The sequence below is a fragment of the Methylobacterium sp. P5_C11 genome (assembly GCF_054049775.1).
Genome location: NZ_JBFULS010000045.1, coordinates 24,838 through 48,046 on the forward strand (window position 1 = coordinate 24,838; position 23,209 = coordinate 48,046).

Consider the following 23,209-nt stretch of genomic DNA (forward strand, 5'->3'; position numbering starts at 1 on the left):
TTCCTCCCGTCAGGCCGCCGCGGCGGCAATCTCCTCGACCGTGCGTCCGGTCACGACCGAACGCGGCTGTTCCGCCAGAATGTCCGGGTCGTCAGGTCCGCGGGCGGCCGCGTCGCGCGACTTGACCAGCAACCAGGAGACATGCCGCTCGCGGGGCCGAGGTTTCATCCGCGTGAGACGCCACCGTCCCGAAAGCTTCTCGCCGTGCAGCGTGAAGGCGAGCGAGCCCGCCCCGAGCGCCGCCTCGGGATCGCCGTCCGGCGCCCAGGTGCCGCGGTCCCAGAGCAGCACAACGCCGGCGCCGTAGTTGCCCGGCGCGATCACGCCCTCGTAGTCGGCGTAATCCAAGCCATGGTCCTCGACCTCGATGGCCAACCGGCGTTCGCCAGCGACGAGGCTCGGGCCGCGCGTGACCGCCCAGCTCTTCAGGACGCCGCCGAGTTCCAGCCGAAAGTCGTAGTGCAGCCGGCGGGCGGCATGCTTCTGCACGCGGTATATCAGGGTGCCTGCCTCACGCATCGCCGGTGCGCTCAATGCACCCAGGGGCTCGTCCGTTCGTAAGGGGCCTGCCTTCCACGGCGCGGACCGCCCGCGCGAGTCGTCCCGCGCCGCGCATCAGGAGGAGGACCGTGCTCGCCAAGCGGGTTTGCCTCGGTATCTCGCGCGGGCGAAGCGGGCAGTAGGTCAGGCAAGGGCTCTTGGCCTCGACCGCTGCGAGGATGGCGCAGAGCGTCGGCAATCGTGCGATGGTCCGCGCTTCGTCAGCTCGGATGCCGAGCCATGGCGCCCAGGAATGGACGCGGTCTAGCCGCCCGGATGCATGAAGCCGCCGCAGCCGGCGCCGCCAGGCGTACCGGAACAGGGCCTGGGGCAACGGCTCCAGACGTGGGTCGCACGGGCTCTCCGGCACTTCGCAGCGCAGCTTCATCGTGTCGGCCGCCCCGCCCGGCGCCCGCCCGTCGAGCCGACCCGACGTGACCACGAGGATGCCGGGGTCGTGCCGAACCCTCGCGTCGCTCGATAGCAGCGAGGACACGAAAGCCTTGTCCTCGCCGACCGCAAGCGGCGGCATGCCCCCGACCCGCCGGTAGGTGCCAAGCCTGACTGCCAGTGTCGCCCCGGAGGTCGTCCAATGACGCGGCCAGGGATCGTGTGGGACCGGGTCGATCAGGGCCTCAAGCTCGATCAGTCGTGCCTCGTAGCCGCCTTCGCGGCTCCCCCGCTCGTGCAGCGCGGCAGGCAGGCGCGCCGCGTCGGCCTCGTCGAGGGCGATCCGGCCGGCCACCGCGTCGACCCCGTCCGCGACTGCCGCAAGGTTGCGGGCGACCCAATCGGCCGGCACCCGGCTGTCCGCGTCGGTGGTCAGTATGAGGCCATCGAAGGGCTCACCCTCGTCCAGCCAGTCGGCGGCCGCCTCCATTGCCTCGCGCCGAGCCCAACCGGCGTTCGCGCCTACGAACGTGCGCTCTATCACCCGGACGGGGATGCATAGCGAAGGTCGCAGGGCTGCGACCACGTGTGCCGTCTCGTCGGTGCAGTTGTTGAGGAACAGCACGACGCCCAGCCCGCTTGCCCCCATGCCTCGCTGGGCGGCCAGCGCCTCCAGGCAGGCGCCGATCCGCTCTGCCTCGTTCCGGACCGGAATGGCGACCACGCATCGGAGCGCTGGCGCCAAGTTCGAGCTCCCGCAAGCGTTCCCAGTCTCCATGTCGCGACGGTCTCCGGCGGCCGCTTCAGGCTTGCCGGCGACCTGAAAAGCTAACCTGGGACAAACGAATGCTTTCCTGGGGTTCAGTGCGACCAATACGACCGCGACCCAGGGCAGCCGATGCAACCAGTCACAAGCCTCCTCGCCCTCAACTTCGCCCTGGCCGGTGCGCGCGAGGGCTTCGGGCCGTTCCTCGGCGTGTACCTGCAGCAGCAGGGCTTCGACCCGGCCACGACCGGCTTCGCCATGGGGCTCGCTGGTCTCGCCGGCCTCCTCGCCACGACGTCGGTCGGCGCGCTGATCGACCACACGACGTACAAGCGTTCCGCCCTGGCCATGGCGGTTCTCGGCATCGCCGCGGGGGCGGTCGCCCTGGTCGCGACGGACAGCCTCTGGCTCATCGGCCTGTCGCAGCTGGTCATCGGCGTCGCCGACACCAGCATCGCGCCTTTGGTCGCGGCCGTGACGCTCGGCATCGTCGGGCAACAAGCCTACGGTCGTCAGGTCTCCCGCAACGAGGCGTTCAACCACGCCGGCAACGCCGCCAACGCCGCCCTGTCCGGCGTGCTCGGCTACGCGCTCGGGCTCGGCTACGTGTCCATCGCCATCGTGGTCATGGCGGTCGCCTCGTGCGGCGTCCTGCTCGGCATCGACAGGGGCACCATCGACCACGGCACGGCGCGCGGCGGCGAACAGGACGGGCGCCCGACGCTGCGCGTCCTGTTCGGGACTAAGCCACTCCTGCTCCTGGCGGCCGCCGTGTTCGCCTACCAGACCGCAAACGGGGCCATGCTGCCGTTCCTGGCGCAGGCGCGCACGGCCGCGGGGGCCGACCCGAGCCTGACCACCGGCGTGATGACCGTAGTCTCGCAGGCGACGATGGTCGGCGCGGCGCTGCTGGCCGCGCGGGCTGCGCAGGGACGCGGGCACGCCGGCGTGCTTTCCCTCGCCCTCGGGCTGGTCGTGGTCCGTGGTCTGCTCGCCGCGTTGGCGACATCCTGGTGGCTGGTCGTCCCGGTCCAGGTGCTCGAAGGCCTGGCGATGGGACTGGGCGGCGTCGCCATCCCGGCGCTCGTGGCCGAGATCATGGATGGCACCGGCCACGCCAATGCCGGCCTCGGCGGCGTCATGACCGCATACGGCGCGGGCGCGACGGTGAGCCCGTTGCTCGCCGGCGTCGTCGCTCAGTACCTCGGCTTCGCGGCCTCGTTCGTCGTCCTGGCCGCCGTCGCCGCCACCGGTCTGGCGGTGTGGATGGTCGGTCGCGGCGCGCTGGGCATGCACGGTCCGGCAGGTCAGACTGGCCGGGCGTCCGCCGAGCCGGCGTGACGGCTGGGATCTGGCAACATGGATGCGCGGACCGGAGCGACGAGGCCCTGGGCTCGCGTCCTGACGGGCTCCCTCCCGGCCTTCGTGCTGCTGCAGGGCTCGCTCTACGCGGCCTACGGCACCGAGTCCCCGTTCCTGCCAAGCCTCCTCGGCGAGCGCGGCCTGGGTCCGGGCGAGATCGGGGTCGCGCTCGCGGCGGGCACGCTGATGCGTCTCGCCGCGGGCCCCGTGGCCGGGCACCTCGCCGACCGCTACGACGCCACGCGGGCCGTGCTCAGCATCGCGGCAACCGCGTCCGGGCTGATTTCCTTCGCCTACCTCGCGGGGTACGGTTTCTGGCCGCTGCTGACGGTGAGCGTCCTGCACGCCAGCGCCATTGCCGCCCTGGCGCCGCTCGCCGACGCGCTCGCGCTCGCCGCCGCGGAGCGCGAGGGCACCTTCACGTACGGCTGGGTCCGGGGCGCGGGATCGGCGGCCTTCGTGCTCGGGACCCTGGCCTCGGGCCTGCTCGTCGCCCGGGCCGGCCTGGCGAGCATCATCGTGTCGAGCGGCCTCCTGTTCCTCGTCATGGCGGTCGCGACGGCTCGCGTACCTTCCGCCCCGGCGCGGGACGCGCTGCCGAGCCTCGGCCTCGGCGGCCTCCGCGAACTCCTGACCCTCGGGCCGTTCCGGCGGATGCTCGTGGTTGCGGCACTCGTCATCGGCAGCCATGCCCTGAACGACGGCTTCGCGGTGATCCGCTGGCGCGAGGCCGGCATAGGCGCGGGCGCGATCAGCCTACTCTGGTCGGAGGCGGTCGCGTCCGAGGTCCTCGTCTTCGTCCTTGCCGGTCCCTGGCTTCTGACGCGCCTGGGGACGGCCCGGGCCGCGATGCTGGCCGCGGGGACGGGCGTGCTGCGCTGGTCGGCCATGGCCGCCACCGCCTCAGTGCCGGTCCTGACCGTCGTTCAGCCGCTGCACGGTCTGACTTTCGCGCTCCTGCACCTCGCCGCCATGCGCCTGATCGCTAGTGCCGTGCCCGCGCGCCTCGCGGCCACCGCACAGACGCTCTACGGCACCCTGGGCCTAGGCGTGGCCTCTGCCGTCCTGACCGCAACGGGCGGGCTTCTCTTCGCCGCCCTCGGCGCCGTCGCATTTTGGGCGATGGCCGGACTGTGCGCCGCGGCCCTACCGCTCACGGTCGGCTTAGGTCGCAAGCCTTCGGCGGGAACTCGCTAACCCTCCCGGGGGATAGCCCAGGCGCACCCTCGCGCGGCCGGAGACCCGTGCCATGTTCATGAAGATCGACAAGCTCCTGACGGAATTGCCGGAGCCGAAGAAGCCCGAGCCGAACGCCGCCGCCGCCCTGCAGGAATTGCTCGGCGGCAAGTACGGCGAGATGTCGACGCTCGGGAACTACATGTTCCAGAGCTTCAACTTTCGCAACAAAGAGAAGCTGCGGCCGTTCTACAGCCTGGTGTCGAGCATCTTCGCCGAGGAGATCGGCCACGTCGAACTCGTCTCGACAGGCATCGCGCTGCTCAACAACGGTCCCGGCAACCCAAAGAAGAACGTCGACATCTCGAAGGCGCCGTTCAAGGACATGCAGGACGTGCGGCTCGCCGGTAGCTTCCTCAGCAACGGCGGCGGTGCCATGCCGATGAACTCTAACGCCGCGTCCTGGAACATGGACATGGTCACGACGACCGGGAACCTAATCATCGACCTGCTGCACAACTTTCACCTGGAGTGCGGCGCGCGCATCCACAAGCTGCGCGTCTACGAGACGATGACCGAACCGACCGGTCGCGAGGTCTGCGGCTACCTTCTCGTGCGCGGCTCGTTGCACGCTCACGCCTACGCCCTCGCTCTGAAGAAGCTCACCGGCGTGGCCATCGAGCAGATGCTGCCAACCCCTAATATCGACCTGTCGCGCATCCCCGAGTGCCAGAAGTACCTGGACGAGGGCAAGCACCGGCGCCTCTACACGTTCAGCCCGGACGATTACGCCGAAGCGGCCGGCGTGTGGTCGAACGACGAGGTCGCGCTTCCGGGCGACCCGCCGGGCAACCTGGAGGTCGTCGACGGCGCGCCCGAGGGCGGCAAGATCCCCGAGCTCGACGGCAACTACGGGGCCTTCGCTCCGGACTACGCGCCGGAGGAGATCTTCGAGATCGCGAGCAAGCTCTACAAGAAGGGTCGCTGACCCTTGCCTATGGCTGGCGCCGATTCCTGGTGCCGGCCCTGTTGAGCGCGTCCATCTAAGTGCGGCCGCGGAACGGCGTTTCCCGCGGCTCACCTTCGAGGGAGGACGCCGCCGCCAGCGGCTTGCCAGCAGCTGCACCGGCCGGACGTGAGGCCTCGGAAGCCGTCGGCGTGGCCGTCCAAAGTCGAGAGGTTAAATCGAAGTCGGCGTTCTCCCGCCGGCCGACCCCAACAAGGTGCCGAACATATTCATCAGCGTCGCTGCGGCTCGATATTAGCCCCGTATACACCGGTATGTTGCATGCTGCGGTCTCAGACTTTCCAGGGCCGCTTCATGCTCTCCGTCGTCGGTTGCCTCGTCGAAAACCATGACCTGCGGCTCGTTGCCCTGGCGGCCGCCAGATGCGCCTTGTCCGCACTGACGACGGTCTGCCTCGCTTGATCAGGTCGAGTGCCTGCCCCACGCTCGGCACCGGCCCAAGCAACTCGACGCCGGCTGCCCGGAGCAACGCGCCACCTGGCTGGCGATCAGGTATTCATCCTCGACGACAAGGACGCGGCGGCCGGACAGAGAAGTGGCAGGTGCAGACATCGGGCTCCGGAAGTGGCGAACCATGGCCTGACCCACGGGGCGGATTGCGCCGGCCCGCATTCAAACATGTCAGAATTTCGGCTTTGCCTCGCAGTGCGGTCTAAGACGCGCGCAATAATCCCGGTACTTCGCCGGAGAGCTCGCGGGCCAGGAAGCCGACGGGGCCGACGGACGCGGCCAGACGCTTGCCGGCCTCGCCGTGGAGGAACACGCCCCACAGGGCCGCGGGCATCGGCGCCAGCCCGCGCGCAAGCAGGCCGACTACGAGGCCGGCCAGGACGTCGCCCGAGCCCGAGGTCGCCAAGCCGACACCGCCTCCCTCGTAGAGCCAGCGGGAGCCTCGCGGATCCACGATCCAGGTTTGAGCGCCCTTCATCACCACTACCGCCCCGAGCAGGTTGACAGCCGCGAGCGCCGCTTCGAGCGGGTCCGCCTCCACCGCCTCCCGGCTCCGGTCCAGGAGCTGGGCCATCTCGCCGGCATGAGGCGTGATCACCACCCGGCCCCCGTGCCGGCGGACGTCGGCGGCATGTCGGGCGAGCCCACAAACCGCGGCCGCGTCGAGGATGAAGGACGCGTCGGGCAGCGCCTCCAGCAACCGCACCGCCAACGCGGTGGTCGGGCCGTCCTCGACCATACCGGGTCCGACCAATAGCGCGTCGCAGCCTTTCGTCACCTTGAGCAGGCATTCCGCGGCGCGCTCGGCATCCACGCCACCCTCCGGCGTCTCGGGCAAGCCAACGACCATGGCCTCTGGCACCGCCAGACCCATCCCGCCGGCCGCGCCCGCGACCGTCGCGATCTTTAGCTTGCCTGCGCCTGCCCGTAGGGCGGCGACGCCGGCCAACAGGGCGGCGCCCGCGACCGAGGCCGAGCCCCCGAACACCAGCGCGCTGCCGCGCTCGTCCTTGCTGCCCGCGTGCGGGACGGGGAGCGGGAAGGCCTTGAGGCTGTCCGCGGTGAGGATCTCGTGCGTCATCTGGCGGCCTCTTCCGCGTCGGGTTCGGCGGTGACCGGAGCCCCGGCCTCGGCCACGGGCGCGACGAAGTTGTAGCGCTCCAGCGCGAGCTTGCCTGTGGTGCCTTCTACGGGCCGGAAGGCGTACTCGGTGACGGAGCAATTGGCGACGTCGCCCGCGCCGTCGACGGCCAGGATCTCGGCCTCGGTCATCTCCTCGATCAGGTAGCGCAGGCACAGCACTACGACTTGGTGCGCGACGATGAGGACCCGCTTCTCGCCATGATGCAGCGAGACCGTCTCCAGGGCGCTCCTCAGACGCAAGATCACGTCGCACCAGCTCTCGCCGGACGCCGGGCGGTGGTAAAACTTGCCCAGGCGGCGGCGCATCTGGGCCTGCTCGGGATGCAGCTCCTCGACGCCGGTCTGTGTCAGGCGGTCGAGGATGCCGAGCTCCTTCTCGCGCAGTCGCTCGTCGACGAGCGGATCCGGCGCGTCCGGCGCCAAGCTACCGGCCGCGCGGATGCGTTCGGCGGTCTGCCTAGCCCGAAGGTAGGGCGAGGTCAGCACCGTGTCCGGGCGCTCGGACGCCGGAAGGTCCGCAAACCAGCGCCCGACGGCATCCGCCTGCCGCTCGCCGCGCGCGCTGAGCGGCACGTCGACGTCCCGTTCGGCGATGTCGATCCGCGCCAAGCTCGCGCCGTGGGCGGCATCGGCCGCGACGTTGCCGGCGCTCTCGCCGTGCCGCACGATCCACAACCGGCTCGGCCAGCGCTGCTGCATGGGTCATTCGTCCTTCCGTGCCGTGCGCTAACGCCCGTTGCGCCTGCCGGTTCGTGTCTGGCGGCAAGGGGGAGTGACCTCGGTGGACGGTGGCCTGGACGACACGTCGCGGACGTGTCGGGAGAGAGGGCGCCTGCGTCGCTTTCTCCCGCCCCGCTTGTCAGGCGCCTCGGCTATCCACAGCGGAGGCAATCGGCCGCGCGACCCCTACCGTCCCACGCGGGTTGTCGGGCGGCCAGGGCGTGATGTGCCAGGGCAGACGGCGACCGACGAAGGTGCGTGGATGCGTGGCGACCAAGCAAATGGACCTAGGGAACGTGCGTCGGCCCTGGAGCGGCAACGCACCCTGAAGATGGCGAAATCGGCCCACGCCTACGTCCGCGGGAACACCCAGAAGTTCTACGAATGGCTCGACGGCCTGGCACGCGGCACCCTGCCTGAGGGACCATCGGTCTGGATCTGCGGTGATTGCCACCTCGGCAACCTGGGGCCGGTCGCCGACGCTGATGGGCGCGTCGACATCCAGGTGCGCGACCTCGACCAGACCGTCGTCGGCAACCCCGTGCACGACCTCGTCCGGCTCGGCCTATCGCTGGCGAGCACGGCCCGCGGCTCCGACCTGCCGGGCGTCGTCACTGCGCGGATGCTGGAGGAGATGGTCCGAGGCTACGCGCTGGGGTTGGACGGCCCGGCCGGCGACGAGCCCCCGCCGGAGCCGGACGTGGTGCGCACCGTGCGCCGGCGGGCGCTGGGAAGGCAGTGGAAGCACCTCGCCCGCGAGCGCCTGAAGGACGTCGAGCCCTCAATCCCGCTCGGTCGCAAGTTCTGGGCGCTCGACAAGACCGAGCGGGCTGGCCTGGGCGGCCTGTTCGAGGAGGAGCGGGTCCGCAGCCTGGTGCTGTCACTGAGCGGGCGCGGCGATAAGGCTGACCTCCGCCTGATCGACGCGGCTTACTGGATGAAGGGGTGCTCCTCGCTGGGATTCCTTCGCTACGCCGCGCTCGTGCGCGTCGAGGAGGACGGCAAGCGCCGGCTCGCGCTTGTCGACCTGAAGGAAGCCGTTGAGGCCGCGGCGCCGCCGGCTCCCAACGCGGAAATGTCCGTCGACCCGGCCGAGCGCGTGGTGGCCGGGGCGCGTGCGCTCTCGCCGAACCTGGGCGAGCGCATGCTGCCGGTGCGCCTGCTCGGCAAGCCGATGGTCATGCGCGAGCTCGCCCCGCAGGACCTCAAACTCGACGTCGACCAGTTCAGCCGCGAGGAGGCGGTGCGGGCAGCGCACTACCTCGCCTACGTCGTAGGAAAGGCGCACGGGCGCCAGTTGGACCAGGCGACCCGCTCAAGCCGGCGGCAGGAGGTCCTGCGAGGCACCGACGGCGGGGAGCAGGCGCCAAATTGGCTCTGGTCGAGCGTGGTCGAGCTCGCCGGCCGGCACGAGGTCGGGTACCTTCAGCACTGTCGACGTTACGCCACCGCGGAAGCCGCCTGAGGCCCCGCATCCTTTGGGGCGACGAGGCTGTCCGGAAGGCTGAGGTAGTCGAAGCTGCCGGTCGAACTCCGGCCCGGGGTCAGAAGCCCCAGGCCGCGCATCGCGTCCCTTCCGCCGGCGGCCCAACGATCGCGGATCGAAGAGTGCGAGAAGTCGAAGCTCTTGGCCGCCAGCTCGTCGGCGCCCGCCTGGTAGACGAGGTGGAGCAGCGTGACCGTCGGGCCCGTGGGATCGAGCCGATCCCGCAATTCGTACTCGCGCTTGAGGCCCGCGATGGCCCGGCGCGGCGCGCTGGCGAAGATGAGGTCGTTGGCGCGCTCCAACACCGCGTCGAGCGAGGCGGGGCGCGGTGCCCGTAGGGAGAACAGGTCCGAGGCGATGCACAGGAGGTCCCGCCCCAGCTCGGTCTCGACGAGGGGGTCGAGGGGCAGGTTGTTCGTGTAGCCCGCGTCGCACAGCACGCGCCCATCCACCTCGACGGGCGGGAAGGCCGGGAGGATGGCCGTGCTTGCGAGGATGTGCTCGGGCCGGACCACTTGGCGGGCGGTGTCGAAGAACACCTCCTCCCCGGTCTCGATGTCCACGCACCCCACCGTCAGGCGGGTGTCGCCCCGGTTCAGCCGCTCGAAGTCGACGAGGCGCTCCAACGTTCGAAGCAAGGGCTTGTTGTCGAACAGGGCCACGTCGTTCGGCACCCAAGGCAGGGCCGACCAAAGCCCAGGCAGCCGGTGGCGGAAGATGCTCGGGCGACCCCAGGCGAGCGCCAGGAGGGCATGGAGGCCGTTGTAGATCTGGCGCGGCTTGAGCAGACCGGTCGGGCTTGGCCCGGTGAGGAGGGTCGCCTCGTCCCAGAACGCCCGGAGCTTGGCGACCCTGTCCTCGGGGGCGTTGCCCGCGACGATGGCGGCCGTCACCGCGCCGATGGAGGCGCCCACGACCCAGTCCGGCCTGAGCCCCCGTCCGTGCAGCGCCTCGTACGTCCCGGCATGGTAGGCGCCGACAGCGTTGCCGCCGGCGAAGACCAGGGCGAGGTCGCGTGTGTCGTCCGGCATCCGTGCCTTCATGCGTTGCGGGCCGTTCCCGGCCCTGACCTGGGCGGCGTCAGCCGTGCGGCTTGAACACGACCTTGGTGCAGCTGTCCTTCTTGTCCCGGAACATGTCGTACAGCGCCGGGCCATCCTCCAGGTTCGTTGAGCGGTGGCTGATGATGAAGGACGGGTCGATCTCGCCGTTCTGGATGCGCTCCAGCAGCGGCTTCATGTAGCGGACCATGTGGGTCTGGCCGGTCTTCAGGGTCAGGCCCTTGTTCATCAGGACGCCGAGGGCGACGGGACCGACCGGACCGGCGAAGACGCCGGGCATCGAGACATTACCGCCCGGACGGCAGGCCAGGATCGCCTGGTTGAGCGCGAAGGGTCGTTCTAGGCTGACCGTGTGCTCCATGATGGCGGAGGACACCTTCTGGAGCGTGGTGTCGGCTCCGTGCGACTCCATGCCGACCGCCTCGATGACCGAGTCCGGGCCGAGGCCGTGGGTCATCTCCATGAGCGTGTCCTGCACTTTCTCCTTGGACAGGTCGATAGTCTCGGCGCCGGCTTCCCGGGCGAGCGCCAGGCGCTCGGGCACGCTGTCGATGGATATGACCCGCTTGGCGCCCAGCATCAGGCAGCACTTGACCGCGAGCACGCCGACCGGGCCGCAACCCCAGATCGCCACCGTATCCTCCGGTCCGATGTCGCAATGCTCGGCGGCCTGATAGGCGGTCGGGAAAATGTCGCTGAGGAACAGCACCTGCTCGTCGGTAAGGCTCTCAGGCACCACGATGGGGCCGACGTCAGCGTAGGGCACCCGCAGGTACTCAGCCTGGCCGCCGGCGAATCCTCCGGTGATGTGGGAAAACCCGAACAGGCCGGCGAGCGGGTAGCCGTAGGTTTCGGCCTGGAGCTTGCCGTTCGGGTTGGTGCGCTCGCAGCAGCTCCAGTTGCCCCACTGGCACTGGCGGCATTCGCCGCAGCAGATGGTGAAGGGCACCACGATGCGGTCGCCGACCTTGAGCTTGTGGTTGTCACGCCCGACCTCGATGACCTCGCCCATGGTCTCGTGGCCGAGGACGTCGCCGCATTCCATGGTCGGCATGAACCCGCCCATCAAGTGCAGGTCGGAGCCGCAGATCGCGCAGGCGGTGACCTTGATGATGACGTCGCGCCCGTGCTCGATCTTCGGGTCCGGCACCGTCTCGCAGGTGATCTTGCCCCGGCTCTGCCACGTGAGTGCTTTCATGGTCGGTTACTTCCATTCGTAGGGTTTCGGTATCGGGGAGAAGCGCCGGACGCCGTTCGGGTTCGGCCGCGGTCTAGCCCCTTCGTCAGCGCCGGCGCGGCCAGGGCCGGGTGCCGAGGATCACGGCGGCCGTGGCGGCCAGGCCGGCGGCGAGCACGCCGGCGGTCGCGAGCGGGTGCAGGGTGGCTCGCGTGTAGGCGCTGGTGCGCATGACGTAGACCGGCGGGTCGCCCCGGACCGCACCGGCATGCCGGGGCGCATGGAGGGCGCCTCGCGGGTCCCGTGGGCACTCGGACCGCTTCTGCAAGGCGATGATGGCCGGGGCGAGCTCGTCGTAGGCGCCGGGCGCGAACTGCTTGCCCATAACGAACGCCTTGCCGCCGCCGCCCACGAAGATATCCCGCTGCGGGTGCACGGCGGCGTGCAGGATGGCGTTGGCCACTTCCTCAGGCGGGTAGATCGGCGGCGGCAGGGTGGGCTCGCGGTCCATGTAGTTGCGGGCGCGTTGCGGCAGCGGCGTGTCGATAGAGGCGGGCTTCACCAGGGTGACCGAGACCGGTGCGCCATCGGCGATGAGCTCCATGCGCAGGGTGTCGGTGAAGCCCTTCACCCCGTGCTTGGAGGTCGCGTAGAGCCCCTGGAACGGGAAGGCGAGGTCGGACGCGATGCTGCCGGCGTTGATCAGCGCGCCTCCACGCTGGCGCAGGTGTTCAACGGCGACGAGCGAGCCGTTCACCGTACCCCAGAGGTTGGTCTGGATCAGGCGCTCGTGGTCCTCGTAGGCGATTTCGCGCAAGGGCCCGTAGACGGTCAGGCCGGCGACGTTGACCCAGGTGTCAAAGCCGCCGAACGTCGCCACGGCCTTGTCAGCGATGGCCTGGACGTCGGCGCGACGACCCACGTCGGCCACGACGAAGTCGGCCTTAGGGCCGAGCTCGTTGGCGACTTGAGCCAGGACCTCCCCGCTGCGGGCGGCGAGCATCACGCGGGCGCCACGCTCCGCGGCCATGCGCGCCGTGGCGAGTCCGATGCCGCTCGACGCGCCCGTGACCACGATGACCTGCTCGCGCAGGGGCTTATGCATCATGCTCGGTTCGCTCCTCGCCGGCCCTGGAAGAGGCCCGTCGAGGGTACGCGCCAGACGCCGAAGCGTTGCGCCCGTGGACGCTTTCCCGCGTGTCCGGCCCGCCCACTCCGTTGCCGAGCTCGGCCTGGGTCGACGGGCAGGCGCGGTGGGAGACTCGCCCGCTTGGCTCGCCTTTACGTCGGCCTCCTTGGCCGTGGCGCCGCCGGCGCCCTGCCTCTCAGCCACCGTGACCCCCGCCGGGCGTGACGGTGGAAGCGTGGGCTCCGCCGCGATTGCGCGCCGCTCCGCCGCGGACAGGCATCCGCCTGGGCGCGTCCGGGACGAAGGGGCGCATCCCTACGAACCGGCCGCGACTGAAACCCAGCCTGGGCTCAACGGTTCTGTGTCGTGTGCCCGCACGCGTTGCCCCCTGGCTCAAGGGCATCGCTGGCCCGGTCGCTTGTCTCCGCGACCTTGCGAAGCCGCTCCTCCCAGGCGCCGCATGCCCGCCACGCCGCCTCTTGGCCGTCCTCGTCCTAAATGATGCTGGGACCGTTCGGCGCGACAAGCACTGTTGCTCGCGGGGAGCGGCGTCGTTCGAGGCGGATGGGTGCTTCTTGGACTTGAAGGCTGAGCAGCTGGAGTGTCCGCTTCGGAGAGCGCGCCGGAGTTGGCTGAACGGCCGTGATGGGCGCAATGCCGAAGGTCCGCCTTTGAGAAAGTCTCAAAGTCGGTTCTGGCTCAGGTCGCGCCACTCGGACGGCGTTGCCGAAGGATCGCATGCCACGCGGGTTGAGCGCCGCTCAGCCGAGGACAGCGAGGGCCGCGGCGAGATCGGCGACTAGATCGTCGGGATGCTCGATCCCGATCGACACCCTGATCGTCGCATCCGCTATGCCAAGGCGATCACGGACGGCTTTCGGCACGCCTGAATGGGTCGTGGAGGCCGGGTGGCTGGCGAGCGACTCCGTGCCGCCTAGGCTAACGGCGAGCTTGAACAGTTGAAGAGCGTTGAGGACTTGGAATGCCTCCGCCTCGCCGCCGACGATGTCGAACGAGAATGTCGAACCCGGCGCCGCGCATTGGGCGGCATAGACCTGAGCCTGCTTCGATCCGGGCTCCAGATGCGCGAGGTGATGAAGGCCCGCCACCTTCGGATGCGCAGCCAGCATGCGGCCGACGATCTCGCCATTGCGGTTGGCAGCCCCCATCCGCAGCGTCAGGGTTTCGAGCGACCGCCCGAGCATCCAGCAGGAATGCGGGTCGAGACCCGTCCCGATGGCTGAGCGCAGCAGTCGCACCGGCCTTATCCGCGCTGCTGAGCCGAGAGCAGCGCCGGCGATCAGGTCGGAGTGGCCGCCGACGTATTTCGTCAGCGAGTACACCGAGATGTCGGCGCCGTGGCGCAGTGGGTGCTGGAAGAGGGGACCGAGGAGGGTGTTGTCGCAGACCACGACCGGAGCCTCACCGCCCTGCCGGGCGCCGATCTCGTCGGCGACCTCGCGGATCAGGCTGAGATCGACGAGGGTGTTGAGCGGGTTCGAAGGTGTCTCGATCACGACGACGCTGACGCGTCCGGCCTCAGCGGCTTGGTTGGCCGCGGCGCGCACGTTCGCCGGGTCGGTTCCATCGGCGAAGCCGAATGGCGCGATTCCGAAACCCGCCAAGGTCTTGGAGATGAGCGTCTCAGTGCCTCCGTAGAGTGGCTGCGAGTGCAGGATCGCGTCGCCGGGCCGCGCGAAGGCCAGGATCGTGGTCGCGATCGCCGACATGCCCGAGGAGAAGACCAGCGCGGCCTCGGCCTCCTCGAACACGGCTAGCCGATCCTCGACGATCTCGCTGTTCGGATGATTGAAGCGCGAGTAGACGAGCCCCGCCGCCGCGCCCACCGGGGGTTCGCGCCGCCCGGAGACGTAGTCGAAGAAGGCCTTGCCGTGCTCGGCCGAGGTGAAGACGAAGGTCGATGTGAGGAAGACCGGCGGCTTCACTGCGCCCTCGGATAGGGCTGGATCGTAGCCATAGCCGAGCATCAGGGTTTCGGGATGGAGCGGGCGGTTGCCAAGCGCCTTCTTGTGGTAGCGATCATCGGACATGCTGGCCTCGTTCCGACACGGCACCAGCCCGGGGCTGCGTAACCCGGCTGCGCTTTGAAACCGGTTCTGCGGACGAAGAAGCATGACATAGCCGCGCCTGCTTCAAAACGTTGCGACGGCCTCGCAGTGCCCCAGGCACGCGGCGCACGCCTCCTCTTGGCCGAAAGCCGCTGGTAGCCAACGCTGCGGACAGCGGCTTGAACACCACAGTGGTCGAAACCCTTGTCTGCTCCAGCGGAACGGAAAGTCACCAGTACGATGGCTGCAAACTCAATCTGTCAGGAGCTCAGGGGGCGAATTTCTGGTGACAAATAAGGAAGCCGACAATTTGGCTATCGATATTTCACAGGCGATCCAGGATTGGCGTCACTCAAAATGGCTTGCACGGCGAGCGAAAACTGGCGGCTGCCGGCGGCATAGACGGCGCCGAGATTAGAAAAAGCCGTTTTCCGCCAAGACCTCTGCCATGCGACGGCGAAGTTCGCCATCCCCGAATGGAAACGCAGCGAAGAAGTGAGCCTGAGAGATGTCGCGGCGGCGGCTGTGCACATCTTCGACCCAGGCTCTGGCGCGCTGAGGATCTTTGTTCAACGAGTGGACGACAACAGCAATGAGCGAGATCAACACGTGAGCACCGGGTGAGCGCGCTGCTCTGTCAGCCCAGACGGCCGCCTCCGCGGTATCACCCCGAATCAGGCAGGTGAGAGCTCGGGTTGCCAACATTGCGTAGAGAAATGGGTCCAAGGGACTGAGGGACATCGCCAAATCGACATGCTCGCCCCCGTCGAGCGCTCGCTCGGAAATCGCATCGGCCCAAGCTCGGGCATAGAAGCCTTGCGCATAGTTGGGGCTGAGCGCTGTGGATCGCTCCAGCCAGGGAAAGCTGCGCTCAACCTCGCCCGTGAGCCAGAACGCCCGACCCATCGTGAAGTTGGCGAACGGGTCGAGCGCATCTAATTCCACACTGCGTTCAGCAAAGTGCCTAGCGGCTTTTGCATCCCCGTTCGGGTCTCCCGAGTAACGTAGGAACGCACTCTGGAAGTGCGTTGAGGACAGGCCTGCACTGGCCCGTGCGAACCCAGGTTCAAGGCCGATGGCGCGTCTGAAGAGTGCGGCCGCAGCTGCGTTATCCTGGCTGTTGAACCGATGCAGGTGCCTGAGACCAAGATGGTAGGCGGACCATGCATCCAGATAGTTCGGCGCAGTCAGGCTCGCGACCGCTGCCTCGTTCAATGGAATCTGGATCTCGAGCGCCGCGATAAGATTTGCAGTGATACGAGCTCGGGCTGAGTGAATGTTGTCGATCCGGTCCGAAAAACGGTCCGCCCAAAGGATGCCGCCGGTTCTTACATCTGTCAGTTCAACTACGATCGTCACTGTACTCGCGAAAGCCTCGACAAGGCCTGAAAGAGTATAGCCCGCGTTGAGCATCTGGCCGGCACCGCAGACATCGAGGTCATCAGGCCCGAAGCGGAACGACGAGCCACGAGCGATGACGAAGAGCCACCGCAATCGGGCCAACTCGGTGATCAGATCGTGAGCAACAGCATCGCCAAAGGCCGAGTGCAGGTCGGCGGCACCGATGAGCCGGAACGGAAAGACGGCGATTGACGGCTTGGCCTGCCCAGCAGGCCTCAACGGCGCTTGCTCCAACCTGGGCTCAGTCAGCTGCATCATGCATTGAGGGGCAACGATCCTGACGTCTGCGACGAAGCGGAAGCCCTGACCGTGCAGGGTGCGAATGAAACGTTGATCCTTCCCATCGTCCCCAAGGGCGTGACGAGCTGACTTAACGCGGCTTGAAACGGCGGAATCGGAGACGAACCGGCCACTCCATACTTTCTCGACAAGCTCCTCCTTAGTGACCACACGTTCGCGTTTCTCAAGGAGAACGTGAAGCACAGCGAATACTTGCCGTTCGACCGGTACGATCACACCGTTGCGGCGCAATTCGAGCTGGTCAGCGTCGAGTTCGAACGCGTCGAAGAGGTAAAGCATCGCAGGCCCTCCCTGGGCGGGCGCGTGCAGCGGCAGAAGCTAGCACATCTCCACGAACTCTCCTCGATTTCTCCAGACCGCCTCCAAGCTTCAGCTTAGGAAGCCAGGTTAGGACTGTGCTTGCAAGCCACGGCTCTAGCGGGGCCGACACGAAGGAACACAGCCATGCCACTCGTCGATATCCAGTTGATCGAAGGCGTCTTCTCGGCGGACCAAAAGAGAGACATGATCGAGAAGGTCACCGACGCCATGGTCGCAATTGAGGGCGAAGCAATGCGTGGAGTGACCTGGGTACGCATACAGGAACTCCGCAGCGGTAACTGGGGCATTGGCGGCAAAGGCCTCACCACCGAAGACGTGAAGGCACTGCGGTCCTAAAGCTCCAAGATCTGGATCACTGTAGACTGAAGTCCGATCTGCAGCGCCTCGGAGATGCCAAACATCTCGTGCATAGAGCCTTGCTGCCTCGATCGCCGCTCGACGCGCGCAGAGCGTTCAGATCCAAACTCTGTGCACGCGCGATCCGAAGCGCGTGCCGAATTCACGGAGGACAGCATCCCTTCGAAAGAGATTGCAGCGACATGCCAGATTGTATTCGGGAGAATATAACATGGGCACTCAAAAAACTCGGCCGATCAGCCTTGGCGAATGCGACGGCTACGTCAGTGAGAGCACAAATCTCCTGCATTCGGCGGAAATCCGTCTCTCTGACCTCCGGAAGGAACCTCTACGCGAGGCTGAGCGAGCGCTGGCCATCGAGGTCGTTAAAGCTATGAGACGCATCCACGTGCTGCTTCACGATCATCAGACGCGCTCCAACAACGCTCCACAACCAAAAACTTATTCGGATGGCTCGACATCGCAGCCGTCACGCTAAATGTCCTCTATCGAGGAGTGTTCGGGGTCCCTTGAATGGCTGGGATGGGCGCAAAGCCGAACGTCCGGTCCAGCGCGCACCGGCGATCCAGCGACCGGCCGGAAGCCGCTGGTCCACTTTGGAGGAGGCCTGCCGCTGACATGGGCAAACCCGTGATCCATATTTCTAACTTCCAGCTAGGAAAGCTGCGTGGGGCTGAGGCAGCATCGCCAATTGAGATTGTTGAGGCCCTGAGGCGCATCTACATGCTACTTCACAATCATTAGACGCACTCCCGCAACGTTCCACAAACCACTGAAATCGAGTGCTCATGTTTTTAGAACGATACAGGCACCACCCACGGTGTGGATCTTAGAACATAGCGCGTCAGCCTGCTCCCGGCTCTCAGCCGGTATGCGGATCCGGCAGAACGCTTGCGTCCCTCGGCTGCGCAGTCGCGTGCCGATGACCATCGGGCGCGTCTGACCAATAACGTTGGCGTATGTCGCCTGCGCTTGTGAGAAGGTCCGCAAGGCAAGCGCCTTGGAGAAGTTGGCCGCCAGCTGAATGCCCCAGGGTCCCCAAGGCGGCGGGACTGGCTTCTCGACAGGGCTGGTACCGTGACCGCGGGCATACCGGTCGTTGCCCGAGGGGGGGCGCTCGGCGAAGCGGTCAGCCCGGGACGGGATCCGAAGAGCTGCGGTCACTTGCAAGCAGGTTTGCGGCGGCTCCTGACGCGCGGCTCTCGGTTTCCCCGCGGCGCTGACCTTGCGCTCTTGATCGTTCGATTTGGCGGCAGCTACCTCAGGCGGACTGGCCTTTTGCGACTCTTCGGCGGACTTGCTGAGCTTGTTCTGTTCACCCGTACGCTTGGCCTCCGGTGGGCCAGCCTCGTTGCCCGTGCCGCCGCGCCACTCCTCGGCCGGGCTGCCGGTGATCCAGTGCACGGAGGCGCGGGTCTCAGCCGGCAGGTCGCCGCTGCCCGATAGCCAGTTCGTTACACGCTGCGCCCCACCGTTGTAGGCCGCAGCTGCGAGCCCAAGATTGCCGAAGTGGCGCTTGAGGTCGACTAGAAGATGCGCTGCGTGCGGGATCGCCTGTTCAGGGTCGAACGGGTCGAGCAGGCCACGCTCCAGCGCGGTCCCTGGCATGAACTGCGCCACCCCCTGCGCCCCAGTTGGGCTCACGACGCCGACGCGGAAGCTGCTCTCGCGCCAGATCAGCCGAGTTAGAAACGGCACCGGCAGGCCGCGGGTCTTAGCGGAGTCCTCGATGAGGCGGCAGAGCGCCTGCTCCACGGTCTCGCTCGAGCTCTCAGAAGGCCCAGCGCAGGTAGGCGTCGCGAGAACGACGGCGCTGAGCGCGACCGCTGGTGTGAGGAGCAGCTTCGGCATGATCAGGACGCGGCTGTAACGCGTCCCACGGGAATTGAGCTCCGTTGCGCGTTGACGTGCTCTATGGCCGCGCGGGCATGCACAGAGCCGCCCTACTACTTGGTCAGGCCACCACCGGGTCCAACCTGGCTAAATATCAGACGATGAGCGCGGCCTATGATGAGCACGCACGTCGGCTGTGCGGCCCCGTGCTGCTCTTCCTGCCACCTCGCCATTGGTGACCACGACCTTGGTCGTGCCCGCCCCCTCAGCGCGCACAAGCGTGAACAGCGCGGCAGCATGGGACGGCGCAAGTCGGACGCATCCGTGCGACGCTGGTCGCCCGAGCTGTCGTATCGCGCGGCTGCTGTGGATGGCGTGCCCAGCAGCTGTGAAGAAGATGGAGTAGGGCATCAGGGCGTCATCCCACTCCTTGGAGTAGTGCACCTTTGCCAACCACAGGGGGCGGAACGTGCCTGCCGGCGTCCTGTACGGCGCTCGTGCCGTTGAGACCGCCCAGGAGTACCGGACCTTTCCGTCAACCGTCACCCGCATGCGCTGAGCGGCCTTGTCGACCGTGATCATTACGCGTGCCGGAGCTGCAACAGCGGGCCTCGTGACCTCGCCAGCGGGCGGTGTTCCGGGCGGGGTCCGGAGGCACCAGGGGGGCGTTCAGAGGATCGGGAGCCAGGATTGCCGAGATTGGCACCTCCGGTCCGTCAGTTGTGCTCGGAGGACGAGTGCTCGGATTTGGGATGAGTGTACTGTGGGTAGTGCTATCCGCCGGCTCCGGCGGGGCAGCTACAACTGCCACAATCTCGGGAGCCGCCGGGATCCTCGTCTGGCTAGCTTCGAAGGTTCCACCTACAACATTGCCGGATGCAGCGGGCGGGTTGCACAGTTCGGGGCTAAGTGCAGGATTCTGGGAAGCCGAAGCCTGTTCTATTGACGCGAATGCAGGAGCAGTACTCAACGCCGCAGATTTTTATTAATCGAGCTTGCGCTGCGCGTTCAGCTTCGCGGCTTGCTCTGCCTGGTCCTTTTGCCGCCGTTCCGCCGCTTCACGTGCAAGCCGCTTATCCAGCTCCAGGCGATCACGTTTCGCCTCTTCCAAAACCTTGAAGGGATCGACGAACTGGGCGGAGGCCAGGTTCGCGCCAGCTGTCGTGAGCATGCACGATGCAATCAGCAGCTTGTCAACGTGCATCGTTCGTCTCCGACTGAAACACCAAGTGTGGCCGCGTCGATATAATCGGTCCTTAAAGCCAAGGTTCCGGACGCCATCGCGCAAAGTTGTATCGAGAGCTTTGCAACGGGGACCAGCGCCGCCGATTGCCCCCAGCGGCAACACTGCGCGACATTCCGTATGCCACCTATATTCAAATGGCCGATCACAGTTGGCAGCGTCCGCTAATGGGACGTCGTGACAGCCAGCTGAATGGCTGGGTTGGGCGCTAAGCCGAAGGTCTGTCTCCAGGCGCTGATCCAACTTCCGTTCGCCACCGAGGCTGTGTGAAAACGCTGTGGTTCTGGTAGTCTCTGCGTAACGGTGGAGGCTTGTATGACGCGGTTCGTTAGAGGTACGGATCTTCATCAAGTCACGCTGCTACCGGATCGCCTGGACGACTTCGTATCCGAAGACAATCCGGTTCGTGTCGTCGACCTATTCGTGGACGAACTCGATCTCGCGGCCCTTGGTTTTGCCGGTGTGATGCCGGCCGCGACGGGTCGGCCCGGCTATCATCCCGCGACACTGCTGAAGCTCTACCTCTACGGCTACCTCAACCAAGGCGCCTCCAGCCGCCGTCTGGAGCGTGAGGCCGGCCGCAACGTCGAGCTGATGTGGCTGACCGGCCGCCTCGCCCCCGACTTCAAGACCATTGCCGACTTGAACCGTGCCGGGTTTTCCGGAGGCCCCGACTCTTGCGAGGATGGAGCCATGACGAAGCGAACCCCACCCTTTTCCCCTGAGGTTCGTGAACGCGCTGTGCGGATGGTGTTGGAACACCAGGGCGAGCATGATTCCCAGTAGGGGGCGATCCGCTCGATTGCTGCCAAGATCGGCTGCTCGGGCGAGACGCTGCGGAATTGGGTACGCCAGGCCGAGCGGGACCAGGGCCAACGAGCGGGCCCGACGACGGACGAGCGCGAGCGGATCAAGGCGCTAGAGCGGGAGAACCGTGAACTCCGGCAAGCCAACGAGATCCTGAGAAAATCATCGGTGTATTTTGCCCAGGCAGAGCTCGACCGCACGTTCAAGCGATGATCGCCTTTATCGACGATCACCGCGGGACCGAGGTCATCCATCGGCATGACCCGTGGCGGTCGTTCGAAGCCGTCGAGTTCGCCACCCTCGCATGGGTGGATTGGTTCAATCACCGTCGGCTGCTCGAACCGATCGGCAACGTGCCTCCCGCTGAAGCCGAAGCGCGCTACTATGCCCAAATCGAGGTGCAAGCCTTGGCTGCATTATCCAAACCAAATCGCCTCCGGAAAACCCGAGGCGTGTGTGGATGCCCCCTGTTTGGCAAGCATGATCTTTGAGGTTTCGGCGGGGTCTTCGATCGGACGTGTGTCAGGCCTCACGATGTGGCCTTCGATGACTCCACGGGCCGGTATGCTGTTCGGAAGGCTGGGTTCACATCGGTTCAGATAGCTGCATGCGCTCGAGCCCCGGGTCTGAATGTCCCGGCCTTGAACTTCGAAGTCCGTGTCGCCTACTCCTCGTCGATCGCTTGCCCCGGCCTCGCGGCCACGACGTGCCTTCGCCCGCTCGGGGCTCCGGTCACGCCATCCGGTAATCTTCCTGCTTCGTCGTCACGGCCCAGATCATCCGCGCCAACTTGTTGGCGAGCGCGACCGCCGCGACCATCTTCGGTTTGCGCGTGACGAGGGTCGCGAGCCAGCGGTTCGCGCTCCCGCCCTTGCGAAACACCCAGCGGATCACGCTCATGGCCCCGATGATGAGCAGCCGTCGGATATCGGTCTGGCCCATCTTGCTGACGGAACCGAGCTTGGCCTTGCCGCCCGTGGATCGCTGCCGCGGCACGAGACCGAGCAAGGCGGCGAAGTTGCGTCCGCTGTCGAACGTGTCGAGATAGGGAGCGAAGGCGGCGACGGCCCCTGCGGTTACCGGGCCAATCCCCGGGATCGTGCATAGGCGTCGCAGATCAGTGTCCGTCCGCGAGGCCGTCTCCAGCTCGTCGGCCAGCCGCTCGATCACCTGCGTCAGCCCCGCGATCTGGTCGAGATAGATAGTCCCCATCGCTCGCACCGCGACGGGCAGATCGGCGCCCTTGTCGGCTAGAGCCTCTTCCAGCACCTTGAGGGTTGCCGGCCCCTTCGGAGCGACGACGCCGAACTCGGCCAGATGGCCGCGTAGCGCGTTGATCAGCTGCGTGCGCTGACGGACCAGACACTGATGAGTCCGGAACGCCACCGCGCGGCCCTGCGTCTCGGCGCTCTTCACCGCCACGAAGCGCATCCTCGGGCGCGCGGCCGCCTCGGCGATCGCCTCCGCGTCTGCACGATCGTTCTTCTGGCGTTTGACGAACGGCTTCACGTAGACCGCCGGCACCAGCCGGACCTCGTGACCGCTCTTCTGGGCCACACGACCCCAGTGATGCGACGTCGCACAAGCTTCCATCGCCACGACGCAGGCCGGTTGATCGGCAAGAAGTGCGGCAAATCGAGAGCGCGACAGCGCGTGGTTATAGAGAACCGTCCCGTCCGGACCTACGGCGCAGACCTGAAAGCTGCCCTTCGACAGATCGACTGCCAACATGCTGATCGTCGTCATCGATGACCCCTATGATCGGTTCCGATACAACCGTCAGGCATACGAGATGCCGGTCGGTGGGGGGCATCCACCGCATCAGTTCAGTCGCCACATCGACCGAGGCTTTGTCGTGGATGGAGGCCAAGGCCTCCACCAAGACTGGAGCGTCGGGTGGGTGCCCCTGCGCGTCTCTGTCGATCGGCAGCATCTCAGGTGCGCCGGACGACATGAGAACGGCAATGTTCTCGCTCGGCTGCGCAGCGCCAGGGGCAGCTTCCTTCATCGGCGCCCAAGTCTGGGCACCACGCCGACGCGCCACTGCGCTACTGCCCATGTCACAGAAATCCTCTGCGCCTCAGTCCGAGGCGCAGAGGGTGGAGGTGACAGATCTGATTAGGCCGCCTTGGCAGACGGGGCCGCCTTGACGAGTTCCTTGGCCTGGCTCCGCAGGGCAGTGAACTCCATGCGGACGTACTCGGACTAGGGCCTGTCGTCGCCTGAACGGACTGGCGGGGCTTGCGTTTTCGTCTCTCCAAGGCAGGAGGGATGATGCTGAGCGACGCGCAATGGTCTGAGCTGGAGCCGCTGGTCGAGGCGTGCCGTCCGAAGGCCAAGACGCCACCGCAGGACCTGCAACGCACACTCTCGGCCATTCTCTGGCGGCATCAGAACGGGGCGAAATGGCGGGCCATTCCGGAGGATCTTGGTCCTTGGTGGCGGGCCGCA

At 67.0% G+C, this 23,209-nt stretch carries 19 protein-coding genes, 3 pseudogenes and 1 other annotated feature; of the genes and pseudogenes, 9 read left to right on the top strand and 13 right to left on the bottom strand.

Annotated features, from left to right (window positions below):
• Nucleotides 1–9 precede the first annotated feature (9 nt).
• Entirely contained in the window at nucleotides 10–534 is a 525-nt protein-coding gene (locus ACXJKQ_RS20440; RefSeq protein WP_457107552.1) for a DNA polymerase ligase N-terminal domain-containing protein, read from the bottom strand.
• A complete protein-coding gene (locus ACXJKQ_RS20445; RefSeq protein ID WP_457107553.1) occupies nucleotides 512–1,675 on the bottom strand; it encodes a glycosyltransferase in 1,164 nt (387 codons plus the stop codon). Before ACXJKQ_RS20445 ends, ACXJKQ_RS20440 begins: the two co-directional genes overlap by 23 nt.
• Before the next feature lie 153 nt (nucleotides 1,676–1,828).
• On the opposite strand from ACXJKQ_RS20445, the gene ACXJKQ_RS20450 reads away from it, so the two are divergent.
• The 3 genes from ACXJKQ_RS20450 to ACXJKQ_RS20460 are packed head-to-tail and all read left to right on the top strand — an operon-like array spanning nucleotide 1,829 to nucleotide 5,222.
• Nucleotides 1,829–3,037: an MFS transporter gene (locus ACXJKQ_RS20450; protein WP_457107554.1), complete on the top strand. Its 1,209-nt coding sequence runs from the start codon at nucleotides 1,829–1,831 to the stop codon at nucleotides 3,035–3,037.
• An 18-nt stretch (nucleotides 3,038–3,055) separates the two neighbouring features.
• A complete protein-coding gene (locus ACXJKQ_RS20455; protein WP_457107555.1) occupies nucleotides 3,056–4,255 on the top strand; it encodes an MFS transporter in 1,200 nt (399 codons plus the stop codon).
• Between the two features lie 52 nt (nucleotides 4,256–4,307).
• Nucleotides 4,308–5,222: a manganese catalase family protein gene (locus ACXJKQ_RS20460; protein WP_457107556.1), complete on the top strand. Its 915-nt coding sequence runs from the start codon at nucleotides 4,308–4,310 to the stop codon at nucleotides 5,220–5,222.
• A gap of 691 nt (nucleotides 5,223–5,913) precedes the next feature.
• Here the strand turns inward: ACXJKQ_RS20460 and ACXJKQ_RS20465 are convergent.
• Together ACXJKQ_RS20465 and ACXJKQ_RS20470 are read right to left on the bottom strand one after the other, a co-directional pair.
• Nucleotides 5,914–6,792, bottom strand: coding sequence for an NAD(P)H-hydrate dehydratase (locus tag ACXJKQ_RS20465; protein WP_457107557.1), 879 nt, complete (start codon nucleotides 6,790–6,792; stop codon nucleotides 5,914–5,916).
• Nucleotides 6,789–7,553, bottom strand: a complete 765-nt coding sequence (locus ACXJKQ_RS20470; protein ID WP_457107558.1) for a histidine phosphatase family protein — start codon at nucleotides 7,551–7,553, stop codon at nucleotides 6,789–6,791. Before ACXJKQ_RS20470 ends, ACXJKQ_RS20465 begins: the two co-directional genes overlap by 4 nt.
• Nucleotides 7,554–7,836: 283 nt before the next feature.
• Here ACXJKQ_RS20470 and ACXJKQ_RS20475 point away from each other — a divergent pair, with 283 nt between their 5' ends.
• Nucleotides 7,837–9,039 (top strand): DUF2252 family protein, encoded by a 1,203-nt coding sequence (locus ACXJKQ_RS20475; protein WP_457107559.1) that lies wholly within the window; start codon nucleotides 7,837–7,839, stop codon nucleotides 9,037–9,039.
• On the opposite strand, the gene ACXJKQ_RS20480 is transcribed toward ACXJKQ_RS20475, so the two are convergent.
• The 5 genes from ACXJKQ_RS20480 to ACXJKQ_RS20500 all read right to left on the bottom strand — a co-directional run bounded on the left by ACXJKQ_RS20480 (nucleotide 9,015) and on the right by ACXJKQ_RS20500 (nucleotide 16,476).
• Complete coding sequence (locus ACXJKQ_RS20480; protein ID WP_457107560.1) at nucleotides 9,015–10,091, bottom strand: patatin-like phospholipase family protein; 1,077 nt, start codon at nucleotides 10,089–10,091, stop codon at nucleotides 9,015–9,017. The genes ACXJKQ_RS20475 and ACXJKQ_RS20480 overlap by 25 nt on opposite strands.
• 49 nt (nucleotides 10,092–10,140) lie before the next feature.
• A complete protein-coding gene (locus tag ACXJKQ_RS20485; protein ID WP_457107561.1) occupies nucleotides 10,141–11,319 on the bottom strand; it encodes a zinc-dependent alcohol dehydrogenase in 1,179 nt (392 codons plus the stop codon).
• 85 nt (nucleotides 11,320–11,404) lie between these two features.
• Entirely contained in the window at nucleotides 11,405–12,406 is a 1,002-nt protein-coding gene (locus tag ACXJKQ_RS20490; protein ID WP_457107562.1) for an SDR family oxidoreductase, read from the bottom strand.
• Nucleotides 12,407–13,188: 782 nt separating this feature from the next.
• A complete protein-coding gene (locus ACXJKQ_RS20495; protein WP_457107563.1) occupies nucleotides 13,189–14,478 on the bottom strand; it encodes a cystathionine gamma-synthase family protein in 1,290 nt (429 codons plus the stop codon).
• A 432-nt stretch (nucleotides 14,479–14,910) separates the two neighbouring features.
• Complete coding sequence (locus ACXJKQ_RS20500) at nucleotides 14,911–16,476, bottom strand: winged helix-turn-helix domain-containing tetratricopeptide repeat protein (RefSeq protein ID WP_457107564.1); 1,566 nt, start codon at nucleotides 16,474–16,476, stop codon at nucleotides 14,911–14,913.
• A gap of 165 nt (nucleotides 16,477–16,641) precedes the next feature.
• On the opposite strand from ACXJKQ_RS20500, the gene ACXJKQ_RS20505 reads away from it, so the two are divergent.
• Nucleotides 16,642–16,854 carry a tautomerase family protein gene (locus ACXJKQ_RS20505; RefSeq protein ID WP_457107565.1) on the top strand — a complete coding sequence of 71 codons (213 nt, stop codon included), beginning with the start codon at nucleotides 16,642–16,644 and terminating at the stop codon, nucleotides 16,852–16,854.
• An 807-nt stretch (nucleotides 16,855–17,661) separates the two neighbouring features.
• Here the strand turns inward: ACXJKQ_RS20505 and ACXJKQ_RS20510 are convergent.
• The 3 genes from ACXJKQ_RS20510 to ACXJKQ_RS20520 all read right to left on the bottom strand — a co-directional run bounded on the left by ACXJKQ_RS20510 (nucleotide 17,662) and on the right by ACXJKQ_RS20520 (nucleotide 19,912).
• Nucleotides 17,662–18,726, bottom strand: coding sequence for a lytic transglycosylase domain-containing protein (locus ACXJKQ_RS20510; RefSeq protein WP_457107566.1), 1,065 nt, complete (start codon nucleotides 18,724–18,726; stop codon nucleotides 17,662–17,664).
• 129 nt (nucleotides 18,727–18,855) lie between these two features.
• Nucleotides 18,856–19,290, bottom strand: coding sequence for a L,D-transpeptidase (locus ACXJKQ_RS20515; protein ID WP_457107567.1), 435 nt, complete (start codon nucleotides 19,288–19,290; stop codon nucleotides 18,856–18,858).
• Between the two features lie 403 nt (nucleotides 19,291–19,693).
• Complete coding sequence (locus ACXJKQ_RS20520; protein ID WP_457107568.1) at nucleotides 19,694–19,912, bottom strand: hypothetical protein; 219 nt, start codon at nucleotides 19,910–19,912, stop codon at nucleotides 19,694–19,696.
• Between the two features lie 354 nt (nucleotides 19,913–20,266).
• On the opposite strand from ACXJKQ_RS20520, the pseudogene ACXJKQ_RS20525 reads away from it, so the two are divergent.
• The 3 pseudogenes from ACXJKQ_RS20525 to ACXJKQ_RS20535 form a co-directional block, all read left to right on the top strand.
• Nucleotides 20,267–20,602, top strand: a pseudogene (locus ACXJKQ_RS20525) (transposase); the annotation flags it as partial.
• A 42-nt stretch (nucleotides 20,603–20,644) separates the two neighbouring features.
• Nucleotides 20,645–20,994: pseudogene (locus ACXJKQ_RS20530) on the top strand (transposase); the annotation flags it as partial.
• Nucleotides 20,926–21,022: a sequence feature (AL1L pseudoknot), on the top strand. (Overlaps the previous pseudogene by 69 nt.)
• Nucleotides 21,001–21,192 (top strand): annotated as a pseudogene (locus ACXJKQ_RS20535) (IS3 family transposase); the annotation flags it as partial. It overlaps the preceding feature by 22 nt.
• Nucleotides 21,193–21,490: 298 nt before the next feature.
• Here ACXJKQ_RS20535 and ACXJKQ_RS20540 read toward each other — a convergent pair.
• A complete protein-coding gene (locus tag ACXJKQ_RS20540) occupies nucleotides 21,491–22,504 on the bottom strand; it encodes an IS110 family RNA-guided transposase (protein ID WP_457107569.1) in 1,014 nt (337 codons plus the stop codon).
• 528 nt (nucleotides 22,505–23,032) lie between these two features.
• Between ACXJKQ_RS20540 and ACXJKQ_RS20545 the strand changes: the two genes are divergently transcribed.
• On the top strand, nucleotides 23,033–23,209 hold a 177-nt coding region (locus ACXJKQ_RS20545), incomplete at its 3' end, for a transposase (protein ID WP_457107571.1).

What these genes read in the sequence shown, in the direction of transcription:
- ACXJKQ_RS20450 (WP_457107554.1), top strand. Translation starts at nt 1,829, where the DNA reads ATGCAACCAGTCACAAGCCTCCTCGCCCTCAACTTCGCCCTGGCCGGT.
- ACXJKQ_RS20455 (WP_457107555.1), top strand. Translation starts at nt 3,056, where the DNA reads ATGGATGCGCGGACCGGAGCGACGAGGCCCTGGGCTCGCGTCCTGACG.
- ACXJKQ_RS20460 (WP_457107556.1), top strand. Translation starts at nt 4,308, where the DNA reads ATGTTCATGAAGATCGACAAGCTCCTGACGGAATTGCCGGAGCCGAAG.
- ACXJKQ_RS20465 (WP_457107557.1), bottom strand. Translation starts at nt 6,792, where the DNA reads ATGACGCACGAGATCCTCACCGCGGACAGCCTCAAGGCCTTCCCGCTC.
- ACXJKQ_RS20470 (WP_457107558.1), bottom strand. Translation starts at nt 7,553, where the DNA reads ATGCAGCAGCGCTGGCCGAGCCGGTTGTGGATCGTGCGGCACGGCGAG.
- ACXJKQ_RS20475 (WP_457107559.1), top strand. Translation starts at nt 7,837, where the DNA reads ATGCGTGGCGACCAAGCAAATGGACCTAGGGAACGTGCGTCGGCCCTG.
- ACXJKQ_RS20480 (WP_457107560.1), bottom strand. Translation starts at nt 10,091, where the DNA reads ATGCCGGACGACACACGCGACCTCGCCCTGGTCTTCGCCGGCGGCAAC.
- ACXJKQ_RS20485 (WP_457107561.1), bottom strand. Translation starts at nt 11,319, where the DNA reads ATGAAAGCACTCACGTGGCAGAGCCGGGGCAAGATCACCTGCGAGACG.
- ACXJKQ_RS20490 (WP_457107562.1), bottom strand. Translation starts at nt 12,406, where the DNA reads ATGATGCATAAGCCCCTGCGCGAGCAGGTCATCGTGGTCACGGGCGCG.
- ACXJKQ_RS20495 (WP_457107563.1), bottom strand. Translation starts at nt 14,478, where the DNA reads ATGTCCGATGATCGCTACCACAAGAAGGCGCTTGGCAACCGCCCGCTC.
- ACXJKQ_RS20500 (WP_457107564.1), bottom strand. Translation starts at nt 16,476, where the DNA reads ATGCTTTACCTCTTCGACGCGTTCGAACTCGACGCTGACCAGCTCGAA.
- ACXJKQ_RS20505 (WP_457107565.1), top strand. Translation starts at nt 16,642, where the DNA reads ATGCCACTCGTCGATATCCAGTTGATCGAAGGCGTCTTCTCGGCGGAC.
- ACXJKQ_RS20510 (WP_457107566.1), bottom strand. Translation starts at nt 18,726, where the DNA reads ATGCCGAAGCTGCTCCTCACACCAGCGGTCGCGCTCAGCGCCGTCGTT.
- ACXJKQ_RS20515 (WP_457107567.1), bottom strand. Translation starts at nt 19,290, where the DNA reads ATGATCACGGTCGACAAGGCCGCTCAGCGCATGCGGGTGACGGTTGAC.
- ACXJKQ_RS20520 (WP_457107568.1), bottom strand. Translation starts at nt 19,912, where the DNA reads ATGCACGTTGACAAGCTGCTGATTGCATCGTGCATGCTCACGACAGCT.
- ACXJKQ_RS20540 (WP_457107569.1), bottom strand. Translation starts at nt 22,504, where the DNA reads ATGACGACGATCAGCATGTTGGCAGTCGATCTGTCGAAGGGCAGCTTT.